This window comes from Salmonella sp. SAL00653 (genome assembly GCF_046552515.1).
GTDB lineage: Bacteria > Pseudomonadota > Gammaproteobacteria > Enterobacterales > Enterobacteriaceae > Salmonella > Salmonella enterica.
Genome location: NZ_JBGDTY010000018.1, coordinates 34,536 through 53,845 on the forward strand (window position 1 = coordinate 34,536; position 19,310 = coordinate 53,845).

Genomic DNA, 19,310 nt, shown 5'->3' on the forward strand with positions numbered 1-19,310 from the left:
TGTCGGCTTTAATGCCTGTTCAATGCGTGAATATGAGAGCTTAAAGCTGAGATTTGTTTCAGTCACGATATTAATAACTGAAACGGAAGGGTGGCAGGCGACGCGTCGTTACAAATTCACGAATGTGATGCCAGTCATTGACTTCAGAAACCGGTGAGTTTCACCGCATTCAGCAATGCAACCTCGTGTTGCCTGAGCTCAAATTACGAGCAAACTATACAGGACAAAATCGATGACTATGACAAGACTGAAGATTTCTAAAACTCTGCTGGCCGTAATGTTGACCTCTGCTGTTGCGACAGGTTCTGCCTTTGCAGAAAACGCAACAACGGACAAGGCGCAAAGCGGAACCGAAACCGCAGGGCAAAAAGTCGATAGCTCTATGAATAAAGTCGGTAACTTCATGGATGACAGCGCCATCACTGCGAAAGTAAAAGCTGCGCTGGTAGACCATGACAATATTAAAAGCACCGATATTTCTGTCGAAACCAATCAGAAAGTCGTCACCCTGAGCGGCTTTGTAGAAAGCCTGGCGCAGGCTGAAGCCGCCGTGAAAGTGGCGAAAGGCGTAGAAGGCGTGACCTCCGTTAGCGACAAACTTCACGTTCGCGACAATAAAGAAGGTTCCGTGAAAGGTTATGCCGGCGATACGGCCACGACCAGTGAAGTCAAAGCCAAGTTGCTGGCGGACGATCTCGTCCCTTCCCGTAAAGTGAAAGTGGAAACGACCGATGGCGTCGTACAGCTCTCCGGTACCGTTGAAACTCAGGAACAAAGCGACCGCGCTGAAAGCATCGCGAAAGCCGTTGATGGCGTAAAAAGTGTTAAAAACGATCTGAAAGTTCAGTAATTCGTCGTAATTCGTCCTCCCGACGTTTGTCGGGAGGCGTAATGTGCACCACACTAAAAATATCGCGAATGAGTAGCCTGAGCGCTCATATTTAGGGTCGACATTAACTATGGTAAAGGAGAGGCTTATGTTTCGTTGGGGCATTATATTTCTGGTTATCGCGTTAATTGCCGCCGCATTGGGTTTTGGTGGACTGGCTGGTACGGCTGCCGGCGCGGCGAAAATCGTCTTCGTCGTCGGGATCGTGCTCTTCCTGGTCAGCCTGTTCATGGGCCGTAAACGACCCTAGCAGGCATCTGTAAAGATATATTGCTATCAAGCCAGTCCAGCGGACTGGCTTTTACAGTTTTAGCCGTTAACGTTTTGCGTTACCTTGTCAGCCTGGAAAAAAATGAAAAACAGGAAGGCAGAGGTGGGCCAGCGAATACCGGTTACGCTCGGCAATATTGCGCCGTTATCATTAACACCGTTCCGGCCAGGCCGTATGGCGCTGGTCTGTGAGGGCGGGGGGCAGCGGGGTATCTTTACCGCAGGCGTGCTGGATGAGTTTATGCGTGCGCAGTTTAATCCTTTCCATCTCTACTTCGGCACATCAGCCGGTGCGCAAAATCTCTCGGCGTATCTCTGCAACCAGCCCGGCTACGGGCGTGAAGTCATTATGCGCTATACCACCAGGCGCGAATTTTTTGATCCGCTGCGATTTGTACGCGGAGGAAACCTTATTGACCTCGACTGGCTGGTGGAATCCACCGCCGCCCGGATGCCGCTGCAAATGGATACCGCAGCGCGCCTGTTCGACAGCGGAAAATCCTTTTATATGTGCGCCTGCCGGGGGGATGATTACACGCCGGGCTATTTTTCGCCGACAAAACAAAACTGGCTTGATATCATTCGCGCCTCCAGCGCCATACCGGGTTTCTACCGTACCGGCGTTACGTTAGAGGGCATCAACTATCTGGACGGTGGCATTAGCGACGCCATTCCGGTTCAGGAGGCGGCAAAGCGAGGGGCGAAAACCATTGTGGTGATCCGCACCGTACCCTCGCAAATGTATTACACGCCGCAGTGGTTTAAGCGTATGGAGCGCTGGCTGGGGGAGAGCAGTCTACAGCCGTTGGTCAACCTGGTGCAGCATCATGAAACGTCCTACAGCGCGATCCAACAATTTATTGAAAAGCCGCCGGGTAAGCTGCGGATCATTGAAATTTATCCGCCGAAACCTCTGCACAGCATGGCGCTGGGCAGCCGTATCCCGGCGCTGCGTGAGGATTACAAAACCGGGCGATTATGCGGGCGTTATTTCCTTGCCACCGTTGGTAAATTGCTCACCGCAACGCCGCCTCTCTTGCGCCATACGTCGCGGATTGCCGTGCCGGAAACGGTGGTCGTGCCTCCGGCGCCGGTGGCCAATGATACGCATGTGGCGGAGGTCATTAGCGCGCCGCAGGCAAACGACACCACCTTTACCGACGAGGATCTGGCGTGAGCTGGCGCTTTATCGATACACACTGCCATTTTGATTTCCCGCCCTTTACGGGCGATGAGCGCGCCAGTATTCAGCGTGCCTGTGAGGCGGGCGTTGAAAAAATCATCGTGCCGGCGACCGAGGCGGCGCACTTTCCCCGCGTGCTGGCGCTGGCGGCGCGTTTCCCGTCGCTTTATGCTGCGCTGGGATTGCACCCCATTGTGATTGAGCGTCATGCCGATGACGATCCTGATAAGCTGCAACAAGCGCTGGCGCAGCAACAGAACGTCGTGGCGGTAGGCGAGATCGGGCTCGATCTTTATCGCGACGACCCGCAGTTCGCCAGGCAAGAGCGATTTTTAGACGCGCAACTGCAACTGGCAAAACGCTACGATCTGCCGGTGATCCTGCACTCGCGGCGCACGCATGACAAACTGGCGATGCACTTAAAGCGCCAGGATCTGCCGCGAACCGGTGTGGTGCATGGTTTTGCCGGCAGTCTGCAGCAGGCCGAACGCTTTGTGCGACTGGGCTATAAAATCGGCGTCGGCGGCACCATCACCTACCCGCGCGCCAGTAAAACCCGTGATGTTATGGCGCGGTTGCCGCTGGACGCGCTGTTGCTGGAGACCGATGCGCCGGATATGCCGCTAAAGGGGTTTCAGGGGCAGCCGAACCGCCCGGAGCAGGCGGCGCGCGTATTTGATGCGCTCTGCGAATTACGTCCGGAGCCCGCAGAGGTGATAGCCGATACGCTGTATCGCAATACCATTACCTTGTTTCGGCTCTGATGGCATCGCAGCCGCCGTCCGGCAGGCGACGCTTACAAATATAGCGCCGGCAAAATCAGCTTCGCCACCCCACGCGCGCGCAATCCGTCAGCCAGCCGTTCCACCTCTTGCGGCGTCGCGCCTGGCCAAGCTTTCGCTTCGCCATAGACACCGTGCGCATGAAAGGCATTCAAACGCACCGGAACCTCGCCCAGCGAAGTAATAAACGCCGCCAGTGAATCGATATGCGCCGCATAGTCCACCTGACCCGGGATAACCAGCAACCGCAGCTCCGCCAGTTTTCCCCGCGCAGCAAGAAAGCGGATACTGTGCTTAATATGCGTGTTATCACGTCCGGTCAGACGGTGATGACACTCGCTCTTCCAGGCTTTCAGATCGAGCATTACGCCGTCGCAAACCGGCAGTAGTTTCTGCCAGCCGGTCTCGCTTAACTGACCATTACTGTCCACCAGACAGGTCAGCCGTTGTAACTGCGGATCGGCTTTGATCGCCGTAAATAGCGCCACAATAAACGGTAATTGCGTGGTCGCCTCTCCGCCGCTGACGGTAATACCTTCAATAAACAGCGATGCTTTACGAATATGACGCAGCACATCGTCAACGCTCATGGTCTGCGCCATTGGCGTTGCCTGCTGTGGGCACATTTTCAGGCAGGTATCGCACTGCTCGCAGACGTCCGACCGCCATACCACTTTCCCGCCATCAACGCTGAGGGCGTGGTGCGGACACTGCGATACGCATTCCCCGCAGTCGTTACAGCGTCCCATCGTCCACGGGTTATGGCAATTCTTGCAGCGCAAATTGCAGCCCTGTAAGAATAATGCCAGGCGGCTGCCTGGCCCATCGACGCAGGAAAACGCAATGATCTTACTGACTAAAGCGCATCTGTTGTTCATGGCTGACTACGCGTGGCTGTCGTTCCAGGATGCGGGTATTACGTGCGGCTTCTTCTCCCAGCCAGGTGGTATTCGTGCGCGAGCCTTCGGCGCGAAATTTCGCCAGATCCGACAGGCGCACCATATAACCGGTGACGCGCACCAGATCGTTGCCGCTGACATTGGCGGTAAATTCCCGAATCCCGGCTTTGAACGCGCCAAGACAAAGCTGAACCAGCGCCTGCGGATTACGCTTGATGGTTTCGTCCAGCGTCAGAATGTCGCTGATCCCGGCATGATAAAAGGCATGGTGCGGCGCGACGGTTTGCAAATGGGTGATAGGGTCCGGTTCATCGCCATACGGCAGACGTGCGCCCGGCGTAGTGCCAATATCGGAACTGATGCCAGACTGGGCATGGAGCAGCGCCCGTTGCTTCCAGCCATACTTCACTGGCGTATTTTCGACGAAATCCGCCAGTTGGGCGCTGATACGGTAGCCCAGCTCGTTCGCCGTTTCATTTTTGCCATAACAGGCGTTCAGGCCCGCGTTTTCGCACAGCAGGTTCACGGCTTCCGCCAGCCCGTACATACCGAACATCGGCGCAAAACGTTCGGGATCGATCAAACCTTCCTGTACAAGAAAGCTATTCTCAAAGAAATGTGACTTTTCATAGAGGAATTCACATCGTGAATTAATGATGGCGATCTGCTGTCGGCAGTAGTGCGGTAGCGTACGTGAAAAGAAGTCATCGACAGACGTACTGCGTTCTGCCACGGCTTTCAGGTTGAGACGTACCAGCGTACTGCCGCCGCCGCCAAGCGGTAGCGAGTTATAACAACTGACGATGCCATAATGACCTTTTGTGAAAATTTTATCATTTACAGGGCCGTTGGAAATGTGTGGCTTACTGCATTCGCAAATGTTTTTGGCGACCTCCAGCAGCAGATCGTCCGGCGTAATTTCCGCATCGTAGATAAACGTCAGGTTAGGCGCCACCTGCTTTAGCTCGGCATCGGCGCGCAAAATCGCTCGTGTGACAGGCGTATCGGCAGGGCCAATATTGGCATGCATAAAGGCGTCTGGCAGCGTTCTGTCGAGATAACGCCAGAAACGTTTTATTCGAATATCGATCGCATCTTGTGTTAGAATTCTAACATACGGTTGCAGCAACGCATCAAGCTGGCCGAGATAAACCGGCATGGACGTCACGGAAGGAACGTGATGATACAGAATGGTGAGTAGGGATAACGCATCATCCAGATCTTTCGCGCCTTCCAGTTCCAGGCACTGTGAACCGTTAGCCAGAAATCGGGCGTAATCGGGCAACACGTAGCGCGGTTTGAAGGGGGCGTGCCCCTCAAACATATCGCAAATGACGCCTTCATCCAGCGCCTGGCGGGCATCTTCCGGCAGGGTGGGATAAGGCAGGGCGTTTTCAGCTTCCAGCGCCAGAAAATGGCGTTTTTGTTCAGGCGTGAGCACCGGGCTGGTCACAATTTGCTGGCAACGCTGCTGGAGCGCAGTTTCGCATGAGGCAGGCATCTTCGTTTCCTCTTTATGCCGGGACGATGCGCTATTGTAGAAAATGGCGGCAAACCGACTTTGATCCTGATGCGCTTATCGCTCGAAGAACAGGCGGTGACGGCGGGATAATTTGATTCAGATCTCATTACAGTAATGCAAATTTGTACGTAGTTTTCATTAACTGTGATGTATATCGAAGTGTAATCGCGAGTGAATGTTAGAATATTAACAGACTCGCAAGGTGAAATTTTATACGGCAATGCCGTTGGAGAATGTCATGACTGATTTAAAAGCAAGCAGCCTGCGTGCGCTCAAACTGATGGATCTGACCACTCTGAACGATGACGACACCAATGAAAAAGTGATCGCGTTGTGTCATCAGGCAAAAACTCCGGTCGGGAATACGGCGGCGATTTGTATTTACCCGCGTTTTATCCCGATTGCGCGTAAAACTCTGAAAGAACAAGGTACGCCGGACATCCGCATTGCAACGGTGACTAACTTCCCGCATGGCAATGATGACATCGATATTGCTCTGGCGGAAACCCGTGCGGCGATCGCCTACGGCGCTGACGAAGTGGACGTGGTATTCCCGTACCGTGCGTTGATCGCCGGTAACGAGCAGGTGGGTTTTGACCTGGTAAAAGCCTGTAAAGACGCTTGTGCCGCAGCGAACGTATTGCTGAAAGTGATCATCGAAACCGGCGAGCTGAAAGAAGAGGCGCTGATTCGTAAAGCCTCTGAAATCTCCATTAAAGCCGGTGCGGATTTCATCAAAACCTCTACCGGTAAAGTGCCGGTAAACGCTACGCCGGAAAGCGCGCGCATCATGATGGAAGTGATCCGCGACATGGGCGTTTCCAAAACCGTTGGCTTCAAACCGGCGGGCGGCGTACGTACGGCGGAAGACGCGCAGAAATTCCTCGCGATTGCAGACGAACTGTTTGGCGCTGACTGGGCAGATTCTCGTCACTACCGCTTTGGCGCATCCAGCCTGCTGGCAAGCCTGCTGAAAGCGCTGGGTCACGGCGACGGTAAGAGCGCCAGCAGCTACTAAGCTCTGATTTGCCGGATGGCGCTGCGCTTATCCGGCCTACAAATCCAGGCCTGTAGGCCGGATAAGGCGTTAACCGCCATCCGGCGATGTAAGCCTTCTACTCTTTTCCCTCAGGAGGGTACCGTGTTTCTCGCACAAGAAATTATTCGTAAAAAGCGTGATGGTCATGCGTTGAGTGACGAAGAAATTCGTTTCTTTATCAATGGTATTCGTGACAATACTATCTCTGAAGGGCAGATTGCCGCCCTGGCGATGACCATCTTCTTCCACGATATGACCATGCCGGAGCGTGTTTCGCTGACCATGGCGATGCGGGATTCCGGTACTGTCCTTGACTGGAAAAGCCTGAATCTCAATGGCCCGATTGTCGATAAGCATTCGACCGGCGGCGTAGGGGACGTGACGTCTCTGATGTTGGGGCCAATGGTAGCGGCCTGCGGCGGTTATGTGCCGATGATCTCCGGTCGCGGCCTCGGACATACCGGCGGTACGCTCGACAAACTGGAAGCGATCCCGGGCTTCGATATCTTCCCGGACGACAACCGTTTCCGCGAAATTATTCAAGACGTGGGTGTGGCGATTATTGGGCAAACCAGCTCGCTTGCACCGGCGGACAAACGTTTTTACGCCACCCGCGATATTACCGCGACGGTGGACTCTATTCCGCTGATCACCGGCTCCATCCTCGCCAAGAAACTGGCCGAAGGGCTGGATGCGCTGGTAATGGACGTAAAAGTCGGCAGCGGCGCGTTTATGCCAACCTATGAACTTTCTGAAGCCCTTGCTGAAGCGATTGTCGGCGTGGCAAATGGCGCGGGAGTTCGCACTACGGCGTTGTTAACCGATATGAACCAGGTGCTGGCTTCAAGCGCCGGTAACGCGGTGGAAGTGCGTGAAGCCGTGCAGTTCCTGACCGGTGAATACCGCAATCCGCGCTTGTTTGACGTTACCATGGCGCTATGCGTGGAGATGCTGATCTCCGGTCAGTTGGCGAAAGACGACGCCGAAGCGCGTACCAAACTGCAGGCGGTGCTGGATAACGGTAAAGCGGCAGAAGTCTTTGGTCGTATGGTGGCCGCGCAGAAAGGGCCGAGCGATTTCGTTGAGAACTACGATAAATACCTGCCGACCGCCATGTTGAGCAAAGCGGTATATGCTGATACCGAAGGGTTTATCAGCGCAATGGATACGCGTGCGCTGGGGATGGCGGTCGTCTCGATGGGCGGCGGCCGTCGTCAGGCGTCTGATACCATTGATTACAGCGTTGGCTTTACCGACATGGCCCGTCTGGGCGACAGCATCGACGGGCAGCGCCCGCTGGCGGTGATTCATGCCAAAGACGAAGCCAGTTGGCAGGAAGCGGCGAAGGCCGTCAAAGCGGCAATTATCCTTGACGATAAAGCGCCAGTAAGCACACCTTCGGTCTATCGTCGAATTACTGAATAGTTGTATACTGATCTGATCAATTATTTTTGAAGCACTAAGTACGGAGAAGATATGAAACGTGCATTTATTATGGTGCTGGACTCATTCGGCATCGGCGCTACTGAAGACGCGGATCGTTTTGGCGACGTAGGTTCCGACACTCTGGGCCACATCGCAGAAGCTTGCGCCAATGGCGAAGCTGACAATGGCCGTAAGGGCCCGTTGAATCTGCCTAACCTGACTCGTCTGGGGCTGGTGAAAGCGCATGAAGGCTCTACCGGTAAAATTGCCGCCGGCATGGACGGCAACGCGGACGTTATTGGCGCATACGCATGGGCGCACGAACTGTCCTCCGGCAAAGATACGCCGTCAGGCCACTGGGAAATCGCCGGTGTGCCGGTACTGTTCGACTGGGGCTATTTCAGCGACCACGAAAACAGCTTCCCGCAGGAACTGCTGGATAAGCTGGTGAAACGCGCCAACCTGCCGGGCTATCTCGGTAACTGCCACTCTTCCGGCACCGTTATTCTGGACCAGCTCGGCGAAGAGCACATGAAAACCGGCAAGCCGATTTTCTACACCTCCGCTGACTCCGTGTTCCAGATTGCCTGCCACGAAGAGACCTTTGGCCTGGATAAACTCTACGAGTTGTGCGAAATCGCCCGTGAAGAGCTGACCGAAGGCGGCTACAACATTGGCCGCGTGATCGCGCGTCCGTTTATCGGCGACAAGGCCGGTAACTTCCAGCGTACCGGCAACCGTCACGACCTGGCCGTAGAACCGCCAGCGCCGACTGTGCTGCAGAAACTGGTCGATGAAAAACAGGGCCACGTGGTGTCCGTCGGTAAGATTGCCGACATCTACGCCAACTGCGGCATCACTAAGAAAGTGAAAGCGACCGGTCTGGACGCGCTGTTCGACGCGACCCTCAAAGAGATGAAAGAAGCGGGCGATAAAACCATCGTCTTCACTAACTTCGTCGACTTCGACTCTTCCTGGGGCCACCGTCGCGACATCGCGGGCTACGCCGCAGGCCTGGAGCTGTTTGACCGCCGTCTGCCGGAGCTGATGGAGCTGGTGGGTGAAGATGACATTCTGATCCTGACCGCTGACCACGGCTGTGACCCGAGCTGGACCGGTACTGACCATACCCGTGAGCACATTCCGGTGCTGATCTACGGTCCAAAAGTCAAACCTGGCTCTTTAGGTCACCGTGAAACCTTCGCGGATATCGGCCAGACGCTGGCGACCTACTTTGGTACATCGCCGATGGACTACGGTAAAAACATGCTGTGATACCTGTTGTCTTTCGCGCTGTAGATGCGTTGACTTCATTCGCTCACCCCGGTCACATAGTTCATCTATGCTCCCGGGGATTCACGAATTCGTCGCCTTCCTATAACGCGAAATCCTTAGGGTATTTCACTGTTTTTACACATGTTTTGTAGGCCTGATAAGGCGTAGCCGCCATCAGGCAATAACAACAAATTTAAAGGGAACTGAAGATGGCAACTCCACATATTAATGCAGAAATGGGGGATTTCGCTGACGTCGTATTGATGCCGGGCGACCCGCTGCGCGCGAAGCACATTGCTGAGACTTTCCTCGAAGATGTTCGCGAAGTGAACAACGTTCGCGGCATGTTAGGTTTCACCGGGACTTACAAAGGCCGTAAGATCTCCGTGATGGGCCACGGTATGGGTATCCCGTCCTGCTCCATCTACACCAAAGAGCTGATCACCGATTTCGGCGTGAAGAAAATCATTCGCGTCGGCTCCTGCGGCGCTGTGCGCATGGACGTCAAACTGCGCGACGTGGTGATCGGTATGGGTGCCTGCACCGACTCCAAAGTGAACCGTATCCGTTTTAAAGATCATGACTTCGCGGCTATCGCTGACTTCGACATGGTACGTAACGCGGTTGACGCGGCAAAAGCGCTGGGCGTAGACGCGCGCGTGGGCAACCTGTTCTCCGCAGACCTGTTCTACTCTCCGGACGGCGAAATGTTCGACGTGATGGAAAAATACGGCGTACTGGGCGTGGAGATGGAAGCAGCGGGCATCTACGGCGTTGCGGCTGAATTTGGCGCGAAAGCGCTGACCATCTGCACCGTGTCCGACCACATCCGTACCCACGAGCAGACCACAGCCGCTGAGCGTCAGACGACCTTCAACGACATGATCAAAATCGCACTGGAATCCGTGCTGCTGGGCGACCAGGAGTAAGCAGCAAATCGACCCGGACCAGGTGCGTCAAGGCCTGGTCCGGGTAATGCCAGCGTTATATCCACTCTCTTCTGATAATCTATTCATCTTTCCTCTCTCTCTTTCTTTGTTTGTATTGACAATCAAAGGGCTGTGTCCTTAAATCCATTCAAGTATCTATTCATTAATCTATTCATCTATGAGCGCATTAATCGATTTGCTCTTACAGGGGCCGAGTTCCGCCGCTGAATTAAGATCATCGCTGGCCGTTAGTCAGGCGACGTTCTCTCGTCTGGTTTCCGCGCATCAGGACGTCATCCAGTTTGGTAAAGCTCGTGCTACGCGCTACGCGCTTGTTCGGCCTGTTCGCGGCGTCGCGGCCTTTCCCCTCTGGCAGGTCAATGCACAAGGACAGGCCGCTAAGTTTGGCGTTCTTTATCCGTGTTGGCCTCAGGGGAGTTGCCTGGTTGCGCTTGATACAGGTGAATGGCAATGGTTTGACAGCCTGCCATGGTATCTGACCGATCTTAGGCCACAGGGATTCCTTGGGCGAGCTTGGGGAAGGGCCGTGGCTGGGTATGCGCATCTGCCTGATGACATCCGGTTGTGGCAAGAGGATGAAGTCCTGTATGCGCTGCGGGCGTATCAGGGTGAAAATGCGGGCGGCTGGATCGTGGGTGAGGAGAATTACCAGCGTTGGGTGACCGCGCCGGATGCGACGGCGATTACGCAGTCCGAAAAACTCAATCGCTATCAGCAGCTGGCGGAAGACGCGCTCGCAGGTGAGGTCATTGGCTCTTCAGCTGGTGGTGAGCAGCCTAAATTTGCCTGTTTTGCAGAAACAAGATGGGGCAATCAGAACGTACTGGTGAAATTCAGTGCGCGTGAAAGGAACGCCGTTTCTGAACGCTGGAGCGACCTCTTGATTGCCGAGTCCATCGCATTAGCCGTGCTTTCTGCCGCCAGCATCAACGCCAGCTTAGCCACGGCTATTTGCAGCGAGGGAGGACAGGTCTTTCTGGAAAGCATTCGCTTCGACTGCACCGGGATACGTGGTCGTCGGCAAATTGTTTCCCTGGAGGCGTTGCAAGGCGAGTATGCATCTTCGCCAGGCATCTGGCCGGTGGTCACGCATCGGCTTGCCGGGCAGGGCATTATAGATGCTGTTGCCCATCAGCAAATTGAGAAAATTTGGGCGTTTGGTCGGCTTATCGCCAACAGCGATATGCATGCGGGTAACCTCTCGTTTTATTACTCCGATGCCCCGATGGCGCTCGCGCCTGTCTATGATATGTTGCCGATGGCTTACGCTCCGGCGGCATCGGGCATGTTGCGCTACGCGCCTGTCGACATTCGTGTGGAGGCCACAATCGATAAGAAAGCGTGGGAATTTGCCTTGCCGTTGGCCGAGCGCTTTTGGGTGCTGGTCGCTGATGATAAACGCATCAGCGCGGGCTTTCAGGAGATTGCCCGCGCGATGGTGGGAAAATTGAAGTTAGCCGCGCAGACCATCGGGCGGCTGGCGTAGACGCTTAGCGTACAGCTTGAGCCATCCACGCAGCCAGTTCCCGCAGCTCACCTTTCTGAGCCGGGAATTCAGCAATTAAAGATTCGCAGGCCTGCTCCAACACATCCGCCCGATACTGACACCCTTGCAGTCGCCCCGCCAGCGCTTCCAGCGGTGCCGGGTTCAGGCTATCGGTAAACACCTGTGCGCGGGTAATCACACCTTTCTCGACGTCAAAATGCAGCTCGACGCCGCCCCAGGTGAAATGCTCGTCCAGCAGATGGCTGAACGCCGGTGCCTGGCCGAAATTCCACTCCCAACTGCTCTGGCGCGCAAAGGTTTCGGCAAAATTCGGTAGATCCGGCGTTTTATCCGGTGAGATCACTTCCGCGTCGACGCGTTCGCCGTAATGGGCGAAAAAGGCTTCCGTCACCGCCTGGCAGACCTGTTCATGAGTGATACCCGGTAATAGCTCGGTAAGATTGGCCACGCGGGAGCGAACGGAGGTGATTCCTTTCGCCGCAAGTTTCTTTTTATCGGGATTCAGATAGTTTGCCAGACGGCTGAGGTCTGCATTCAGCAGCAGCGTACCGTGATGGAAGCCGCGATCTTTGGTTTCGCGATAGGCTGAACCGGAGACTTTGCGATCGCCGTCCGGCGTTTTTACGACCAGATCGTTGCGTCCCGAAGCATCGGCCATGACCCCCAGCGAATTCAGCGCCGCGAGCACAATATGGGTGGAGATGGTTTTATCGTATTCCGGTTTACCAGCCATAAAGGTAAAGCAGGTATTACCGAGGTCATGGAATACCGCGCCGCCGCCGCTGCTACGGCGGGCCAGACGGACATTATCTTCTTCCATACGCCGCGTATTACACTCTTTCCACGGGTTTTGCGCGCGTCCAATGACCACCGTATCCGCGTTGCGCCACAGGAACAGCACGCGCTGGGTGGCGGGCATCTGGCGGAAAATGCACTCCTCGACCGCCAGGTTAAACCAGGGATCGTAAGAGTCAGAAATAAGCAGGCGTAATGTTGTCATAGTGGTTTTCCTTACCTTTATTAAGCCGTCATTTTACTCTTTTTCCTCACGCTCTTCCTCTTCCGGAACAGGCTTGCTGGCCGTTAGCAGGAAGGGCGACTGCTGCCAGCGGGTGCGTTTACCTTGTAGCAAGGTGCGCGTCAGCACCACGCCTATCGCCAGCGAGAGTAGCAGCATCAGGCGTAGAATGTTGGTGGTATTATCGACCTGCTTTGCTTCGGTGGCCAGCGTGTGGGTATCCAGCGTTAGACGCAGGTAGCCCAATGGGCCGTTTTTCCCCTGGATAGGCTCGACAATTTGTTGGTTAAAATAGCTGCCCGCTTTTTTGCCATCCAGCGCCAGCCTGTCGCGCACATTGACGCTTTCGCCAGCGCGAGTAATAAGATCGCCCTGTTCATCATAGACGCCGGCATCCAGAATACGGCTCTCTTGCGTGAGCTGACGCAGCACGGCGTTGATGCGATTTTCATCCGGTGTTTCGCTGCGCATCAGCGGGGCGATGTTGAGCGTCACCTGGCGCGCCAGCGTGCGGGCCAGCTCTTCCAGCTGCGGATTGCGCTGTCGCTGGTGGTTTTGACTAAACCAGGACGCGCCCTGCATGAGCGCGACGAGCAGTGTGAGACAGAACAATACAATGACTGCACGATGCAGCCGAAATTTCAGTTTTGCGCGAGCCATATTCCACCTGCTGAAAATTTGAGGCTTAATGTTGCCAGAAGCGATGGTTACAAGGTAGCCTCATGCGTTATTTTCCGCGGGGCGGTTACCGGCCTGAACGATTTACAGGAGCTTTAATGCCTAACATTACCTGGTGCGATCTGCCTGAAGATGTCTCTTTATGGCCTAGTTTGCCTCTTTCTTTAAGCGGCGACGAGGTGATGCCTCTGGATTACCATGCAGGCCGCAGCGGTTGGCTGCTGTATGGACGCGGGCTGGATAAGCAGCGTTTAACTCAATATCAGACCAAACTGGGCGCCGCAATGGTGATTGTCGCCGCTTGGTGCGTGGAGGATTATCAGGTCATTCGTCTGGCGGGGTCGCTGACGCCGCGTGCGACGCGGCTGGCGCATGAGGCGCAGCTGGATGTCGCGCCGCTGGGTAAAATTCCGCATCTGCGCACGCCGGGGCTGCTGGTGATGGATATGGATTCCACGGCGATCCAAATTGAGTGTATCGATGAAATCGCGAAGCTGGCTGGTACCGGTGAGAAGGTGGCTGAAGTGACGGAGCGCGCGATGCGCGGCGAGCTTGATTTTACCGCCAGTCTGCGCAGCCGCGTGGCGACGCTGAAAGGCGCGGATGCCGATATTTTGCGCCAGGTGCGCGGGAATCTGCCGCTAACGCCAGGATTAACGCAGTTGGTGCTAAAACTGGAAGCGCTCGGCTGGAAAATCGCTATCGCCTCCGGCGGCTTCACTTTCTTCGCCGACTATCTGTGTGACCAGCTACGCCTGATGGCGGCGGTCGCCAATGAGCTGGAGATCATGGACGGTAAATTTACCGGTCACGTTATCGGCGATATTGTGGATGCTGAGTATAAAGCCAATACCTTGCTTCGTCTGGCGCAAGAGCATGACATCCCGCTGGCGCAGACGGTGGCGATTGGCGACGGCGCTAACGATCTGCCAATGATCAAAGCGGCAGGGTTAGGTATTGCCTTCCATGCCAAGCCAAAAGTAAACGAAAAGACGGAGATTACGATCCGCCACGCTGACCTGATGGGCGTGTTTTGCATTCTCTCCGGCAGCATGAACCAGAAATGATTAACCTGCCCAATGGCAAGGCGACCGTAGGCCGGATAAGCGCCAGCGCCATCCGGCAACAGCGTTAACGAAAGAGGTAAAACGTGGCAAAAGCTCCCAAACGCGCCTTTGTTTGTAATGAATGTGGTGCCGATTACCCACGCTGGCAGGGGCAGTGCAGCGCCTGCCAGGCCTGGAACACCATTACCGAGGTGCGCCTTGCCGCGTCGCCGACGGTGGCGCGTAACGAACGTCTGAGCGGATACGCCGGCAGTGCGGGCGTATCAAAAGTGCAGAAACTGTCTGACATCAGTCTTGAGGAACTGCCGCGCTTTTCTACCGGTTTTAAAGAGTTTGACCGTGTGCTGGGCGGCGGAGTGGTACCCGGCAGCGCCATTTTGATTGGCGGTAACCCCGGCGCGGGCAAATCGACGTTGCTGCTGCAAACGCTGTGCAAGCTCGCCGAGCAGATGAAAACGCTGTACGTCACCGGCGAAGAATCGCTACAGCAGGTGGCGATGCGCGCGCACCGTCTCGGCCTGCCGACCGCTAATCTGAATATGCTCTCCGAAACCAGCATCGAGCAGATCTGCCTGATAGCGGAAGAAGAACAGCCGAAACTGATGGTGATCGACTCCATACAGGTGATGCATATGGCGGACATCCAGTCGTCGCCGGGCAGTGTCGCCCAGGTCCGCGAAACGGCAGCCTACCTGACGCGCTTCGCCAAAACGCGCGGCGTGGCGATCGTGATGGTCGGCCACGTCACCAAAGACGGGTCGCTGGCCGGGCCGAAAGTGCTGGAACACTGTATCGATTGCTCAGTATTGCTCGACGGCGACGCCGATTCTCGTTTTCGCACGCTGCGCAGCCACAAAAACCGCTTTGGCGCAGTCAATGAGCTGGGCGTCTTCGCCATGACCGAACAGGGGTTGCGCGAAGTGAGCAATCCGTCCGCCATCTTTTTAAGCCGTGGCGATGAGGTCACTTCCGGCAGTTCAGTGATGGTCGTCTGGGAAGGCACGCGACCGTTGCTGGTGGAGATTCAGGCGCTGGTCGATCACTCGATGATGGCGAACCCCAGACGCGTGGCGGTCGGTCTGGAACAAAACCGTCTGGCAATCCTGCTGGCGGTGCTACACCGACACGGCGGTCTGCAAATGTCGGATCAGGACGTCTTCGTTAACGTGGTCGGCGGCGTGAAAGTCACCGAAACCAGCGCGGATCTGGCTTTACTGCTGGCGATGGTCTCCAGCCTGCGTGACAGGCCGTTGCCGCAGGATCTGGTGGTGTTTGGCGAAGTGGGGCTGGCAGGCGAGATTCGTCCGGTGCCGAGCGGGCAGGAGCGTATTTCCGAGGCGGCGAAACACGGCTTTCGTCGGGCGATTGTGCCTGCCGCCAACGTACCGAAAAAGCCGCCGGAAGGAATGCAGGTGTTCGGTGTTAAAAAGCTCGCAGATGCGTTAAGCGTGTTTGACGACTTATAATTCTCTGTATGTAGTGATGTTGTATAATTTGCCGGATGGCGATGCAATGTGTCTTATCCGGCCTACGGATTGATACGGATTGATGTTGTAGGCCTGATAAGCGAAGCGCCGTCAGGCAGTGTTATGCGATTTTTCCAGCAGGAGGCTCTTGTGTCATCGTTCGACTATCTCAAAACCGCGATTAAGCAGCAAGGTTGCACTCTGCAACAGGTGGCTGACGCCAGCGGTATGACCAAGGGGTATCTGAGTCAGTTACTTAACGCCAAAATCAAAAGCCCCAGCGCGCAAAAACTGGAGGCGCTACACCGTTTTCTCGGGCTGGAGTTTCCCCGCCGACAGAAAAACATTGGCGTGGTGTTCGGTAAATTTTATCCATTGCATACCGGACACATCTACTTGATCCAGCGCGCCTGTAGCCAGGTGGATGAGTTGCATATCATTATGGGATATGACGATACGCGCGACCGCGGGCTGTTTGAGGATAGCGCCATGTCGCAGCAGCCCACCGTGTCGGATCGCCTGCGCTGGTTGCTGCAAACCTTCAAATACCAAAAAAATATTCGCATCCACGCCTTTAATGAAGAGGGGATGGAGCCTTATCCGCATGGCTGGGACGTCTGGAGCAACGGCATTAAAGCGTTTATGGCAGAGAAGGGAATACAGCCGAGCTGGATCTACACTTCCGAAGAGGCTGATGCGCCGCAGTACCTTGAGCATTTAGGGATTGAGACGGTGCTGGTCGATCCTGAACGCACGTTTATGAATATCAGCGGGGCGCAAATCCGCGAAAATCCGTTTCGTTACTGGGAATATATTCCTACCGAAGTGAAGCCGTTTTTCGTGCGTACCGTCGCGATTCTGGGCGGGGAATCAAGCGGCAAGTCTACGCTGGTCAATAAGCTCGCCAATATTTTTAATACCACCAGCGCCTGGGAATATGGCCGCGACTATGTCTTTTCGCATCTGGGCGGCGATGAGATGGCGTTACAGTATTCCGACTACGATAAAATCGCGCTGGGTCATGCGCAATATATTGATTTCGCAGTAAAATATGCGAATAAAGTGGCGTTTATCGATACCGATTTCGTCACCACCCAGGCATTTTGCAAAAAATACGAAGGGCGCGAGCATCCCTTTGTCCAGGCGCTGATCGACGAGTATCGCTTCGACCTGGTGATTTTGCTGGAGAATAATACGCCGTGGATAGCTGACGGACTGCGAAGCCTGGGCAGTTCAGTGGATCGCAAAGCGTTCCAGAACCTGCTGGTCGAGATGCTGAAAGAAAACAACATTGAGTTCGTTCACGTTAAAGAGGCTGATTACGATGGCCGCTTTTTGCGCTGTGTGGAACTGGTGAAAGAGATGATGGGCGAGCAGGGATAAGAACCAATGCCTGATGCGACGCTTACCGCGTCTTATCAGGCCTACAGTTTCACAACGTACTGGAATCGCTGGGTTTGTAGGCCGGGTAAGCGCAAGCGCCACCCGGCATTCAGACATTTATTTGGCAATACGCTTGTACTTGATACGCTTCGGCTCCAGCGCCTCGGCGCCCAGCGTGCGTTTCTTGTACTCTTCGTATTCGGTAAAGTTGCCTTCGAAGAATTCCACCTTACCTTCGTCCTGATAATCCAGGATGTGGGTGGCGATACGGTCAAGGAACCAACGGTCGTGCGAGATAACCATCGCGCAGCCAGGGAACTCCAGCAGGGCGTTTTCCAGCGCGCGCAGGGTTTCGATATCCAGGTCGTTCGTCGGTTCGTCGAGCAGCAGGACGTTGCCGCCCACCTGCAGCAGTTTCGCCAGGTGCAAACGACCGCGCTCACCGCCGGACAGTTCGCCAACGCGTTTGCCCTGATCGACGCCTTTGAAGTTGAAGCGGCCTACATAGGCGCGGCTTGGCATTTCAGTGTTGCCGATCTTCATGATATCCAGCCCGCCGGACACTTCTTCCCAGACGGTTTTGCTGTTGTCCATCGCGTCGCGGAACTGATCGACCGAGGCCAGCTTGACGGTTTCACCCAGCGTAATGGTGCCGCTATCAGGCTTCTCCTGACCGGACATCATGCGGAACAAGGTCGATTTACCCGCACCGTTTGGCCCGATGATCCCGACGATAGCGCCTTTCGGCACCGAGAAACTCAGGTCATCGATCAGTACGCGGTCGCCGTAGGATTTACGCAGGTTGCTGACTTCAATGACTTTGTCGCCCAGACGCGGTCCTGGTGGAATAAACAGTTCGTTGGTTTCGTTACGTTTCTGATACTCAACGCTGTTCAGTTCTTCAAAGCGAGCCAGACGCGCCTTACCTTTCGACTGACGGCCTTTCGCGCCCTGACGCACCCACTCCAGCTCTTTCTCAATGGATTTACGGCGCGCCGCTTCGGCAGACGCTTCCTGCGCCAGACGCTGATCTTTCTGTTCCAGCCAGGAGGAGTAGTTGCCTTCCCACGGAATACCTTCGCCGCGGTCAAGTTCCAGAATCCAACCGGCAACGTTATCGAGGAAGTAACGGTCGTGGGTAATCGCCACGACGGTGCCTTCGAAGTCGTGCAGGAAACGTTCCAGCCACGCAACAGACTCGGCATCCAGGTGGTTGGTGGGTTCGTCGAGCAGCAGCATATCTGGCTTTTCTAGCAACAGACGGCACAGCGCCACGCGGCGGCGCTCGCCGCCGGACAGTTTTTCGACTTTGGCATCCCAGTCCGGCAGACGCAGAGCGTCAGCAGCGCGCTCAAGCTGCACGTTCAGGTTATGACCGTCGTGCGCCTGGATAATCTCTTCAAGCCGGCCCTGCTCTGCGGCCAGCTTGTCGAAGTCGGCATCCGGATCGGCATACAGCGCGTACACTTCATCCAGACGTTTGAGGGCGTTAACCACTTCCGAAACGGCCTCTTCAATCGACTCGCGTACCGTGTGTTCCGGGTTTAGCTGAGGTTCCTGCGGCAGGTAGCCAATCTTAATGCCGGGCTGCGGGCGCGCTTCGCCCTCGATATCTTTATCGAGCCCCGCCATGATGCGCAGCAGGGTAGACTTACCGGCGCCGTTAAGGCCCAGCACGCCGATTTTGGCGCCAGGGAAGAAGCTCAGCGAGATGTTTTTCAGAATATGACGTTTCGGCGGAACCACTTTGCCGACACGATGCATGGTATAAACGAATTGAGCCACGTTGGACTTCGCCTCTATGTTTATCGTGATGGTGAATAGATGTCAAAGGCGAAGTGTAGCCTTTTTCCCTGCCTAAGCCCAGCCAGCAGATCGCACTCGCAATAAAAGTAAAAAAGTGTCCGTAACGTGGCGCAAATGGCTATGACTGGTTAGCATAAATTCATTACGCGGC

The 19,310-nt window shown here is 55.3% G+C and carries 17 protein-coding genes; 12 read left to right on the forward strand and 5 right to left on the reverse strand.

What is annotated here, in order from left to right; genetic code table 11:
* Window positions 1–232 precede the first annotated feature (232 nt).
* The 4 genes from osmY (at window position 233) to ACLJRU_RS19210 (ending at window position 3,106) form a co-directional block, all read left to right on the forward strand.
* Window positions 233–850: a molecular chaperone OsmY gene (gene osmY, locus ACLJRU_RS19195; RefSeq protein ID WP_001541489.1), complete on the forward strand. Its 618-nt coding sequence runs from the start codon at window positions 233–235 to the stop codon at window positions 848–850.
* A 127-nt stretch (window positions 851–977) separates the two neighbouring features.
* Complete coding sequence (locus tag ACLJRU_RS19200; protein WP_000490276.1) at window positions 978–1,139, forward strand: DUF1328 domain-containing protein; 162 nt, start codon at window positions 978–980, stop codon at window positions 1,137–1,139.
* Between the two features lie 123 nt (window positions 1,140–1,262).
* Window positions 1,263–2,336, forward strand: a complete 1,074-nt coding sequence (locus ACLJRU_RS19205; RefSeq protein WP_011264475.1) for a patatin family protein — start codon at window positions 1,263–1,265, stop codon at window positions 2,334–2,336.
* Window positions 2,333–3,106, forward strand: a complete 774-nt coding sequence (locus ACLJRU_RS19210; protein WP_000119005.1) for a metal-dependent hydrolase — start codon at window positions 2,333–2,335, stop codon at window positions 3,104–3,106. Before ACLJRU_RS19205 ends, ACLJRU_RS19210 begins: the two co-directional genes overlap by 4 nt.
* A 32-nt stretch (window positions 3,107–3,138) precedes the next feature.
* Here ACLJRU_RS19210 and ACLJRU_RS19215 read toward each other — a convergent pair whose 3' ends face one another.
* Together ACLJRU_RS19215 and ACLJRU_RS19220 are read right to left on the reverse strand one after the other, a co-directional pair.
* Entirely contained in the window at window positions 3,139–4,002 is an 864-nt protein-coding gene (locus ACLJRU_RS19215; RefSeq protein WP_001064945.1) for a YjjW family glycine radical enzyme activase, read from the reverse strand.
* On the reverse strand, window positions 3,974–5,524 hold the full coding sequence (locus ACLJRU_RS19220) for a YjjI family glycine radical enzyme (RefSeq protein WP_001541493.1): 1,551 nt from the start codon (window positions 5,522–5,524) through the stop codon (window positions 3,974–3,976). The genes ACLJRU_RS19215 and ACLJRU_RS19220 overlap by 29 nt, the downstream gene beginning before the upstream one ends.
* A gap of 259 nt (window positions 5,525–5,783) precedes the next feature.
* Between ACLJRU_RS19220 and deoC the strand changes: the two genes are divergently transcribed.
* From deoC to yjjJ, 5 genes are all read left to right on the forward strand, one after another.
* On the forward strand, window positions 5,784–6,563 hold the full coding sequence (gene deoC, locus ACLJRU_RS19225) for a deoxyribose-phosphate aldolase (protein WP_001519713.1): 780 nt from the start codon (window positions 5,784–5,786) through the stop codon (window positions 6,561–6,563).
* Between the two features lie 123 nt (window positions 6,564–6,686).
* Window positions 6,687–8,009: a thymidine phosphorylase gene (gene deoA / locus ACLJRU_RS19230; RefSeq protein ID WP_000477844.1), complete on the forward strand. Its 1,323-nt coding sequence runs from the start codon at window positions 6,687–6,689 to the stop codon at window positions 8,007–8,009.
* A 51-nt stretch (window positions 8,010–8,060) separates the two neighbouring features.
* On the forward strand, window positions 8,061–9,284 hold the full coding sequence (deoB, locus tag ACLJRU_RS19235) for a phosphopentomutase (RefSeq protein WP_000816459.1): 1,224 nt from the start codon (window positions 8,061–8,063) through the stop codon (window positions 9,282–9,284).
* Window positions 9,285–9,493: 209 nt separating this feature from the next.
* Window positions 9,494–10,213, forward strand: coding sequence for a purine-nucleoside phosphorylase (deoD, locus tag ACLJRU_RS19240; protein WP_000224865.1), 720 nt, complete (start codon window positions 9,494–9,496; stop codon window positions 10,211–10,213).
* Window positions 10,214–10,391: 178 nt separating this feature from the next.
* Window positions 10,392–11,720 (forward strand): type II toxin-antitoxin system HipA family toxin YjjJ, encoded by a 1,329-nt coding sequence (gene yjjJ / locus ACLJRU_RS19245; protein WP_024131409.1) that lies wholly within the window; start codon window positions 10,392–10,394, stop codon window positions 11,718–11,720.
* 4 nt (window positions 11,721–11,724) lie between these two features.
* Here the strand turns inward: yjjJ and lplA are convergent, their stop codons facing one another.
* Window positions 11,725–12,741, reverse strand: coding sequence for a lipoate--protein ligase LplA (lplA, locus tag ACLJRU_RS19250; RefSeq protein ID WP_023235514.1), 1,017 nt, complete (start codon window positions 12,739–12,741; stop codon window positions 11,725–11,727).
* A gap of 33 nt (window positions 12,742–12,774) precedes the next feature.
* Window positions 12,775–13,419: a YtjB family periplasmic protein gene (locus ACLJRU_RS19255; protein ID WP_000090067.1), complete on the reverse strand. Its 645-nt coding sequence runs from the start codon at window positions 13,417–13,419 to the stop codon at window positions 12,775–12,777.
* 116 nt (window positions 13,420–13,535) lie between these two features.
* On the opposite strand from ACLJRU_RS19255, the gene serB reads away from it, so the two are divergent.
* The 3 genes from serB to nadR all read left to right on the forward strand — a co-directional run bounded on the left by serB (window position 13,536) and on the right by nadR (window position 17,353).
* Window positions 13,536–14,504, forward strand: coding sequence for a phosphoserine phosphatase (gene serB / locus ACLJRU_RS19260; RefSeq protein WP_001541499.1), 969 nt, complete (start codon window positions 13,536–13,538; stop codon window positions 14,502–14,504).
* Between the two features lie 83 nt (window positions 14,505–14,587).
* The gene (radA, locus tag ACLJRU_RS19265) at window positions 14,588–15,970 is read left to right on the forward strand and encodes a DNA repair protein RadA (RefSeq protein WP_001029720.1); all 1,383 of its coding nucleotides are present in this window, start codon (window positions 14,588–14,590) and stop codon (window positions 15,968–15,970) included.
* A gap of 150 nt (window positions 15,971–16,120) precedes the next feature.
* Window positions 16,121–17,353, forward strand: coding sequence for a multifunctional transcriptional regulator/nicotinamide-nucleotide adenylyltransferase/ribosylnicotinamide kinase NadR (nadR, locus tag ACLJRU_RS19270; RefSeq protein ID WP_001532645.1), 1,233 nt, complete (start codon window positions 16,121–16,123; stop codon window positions 17,351–17,353).
* Window positions 17,354–17,470: 117 nt separating this feature from the next.
* Here nadR and ettA read toward each other — a convergent pair whose 3' ends face one another.
* Entirely contained in the window at window positions 17,471–19,138 is a 1,668-nt protein-coding gene (gene ettA / locus ACLJRU_RS19275) for an energy-dependent translational throttle protein EttA (protein WP_000046769.1), read from the reverse strand.
* Window positions 19,139–19,310 lie beyond the last annotated feature (172 nt).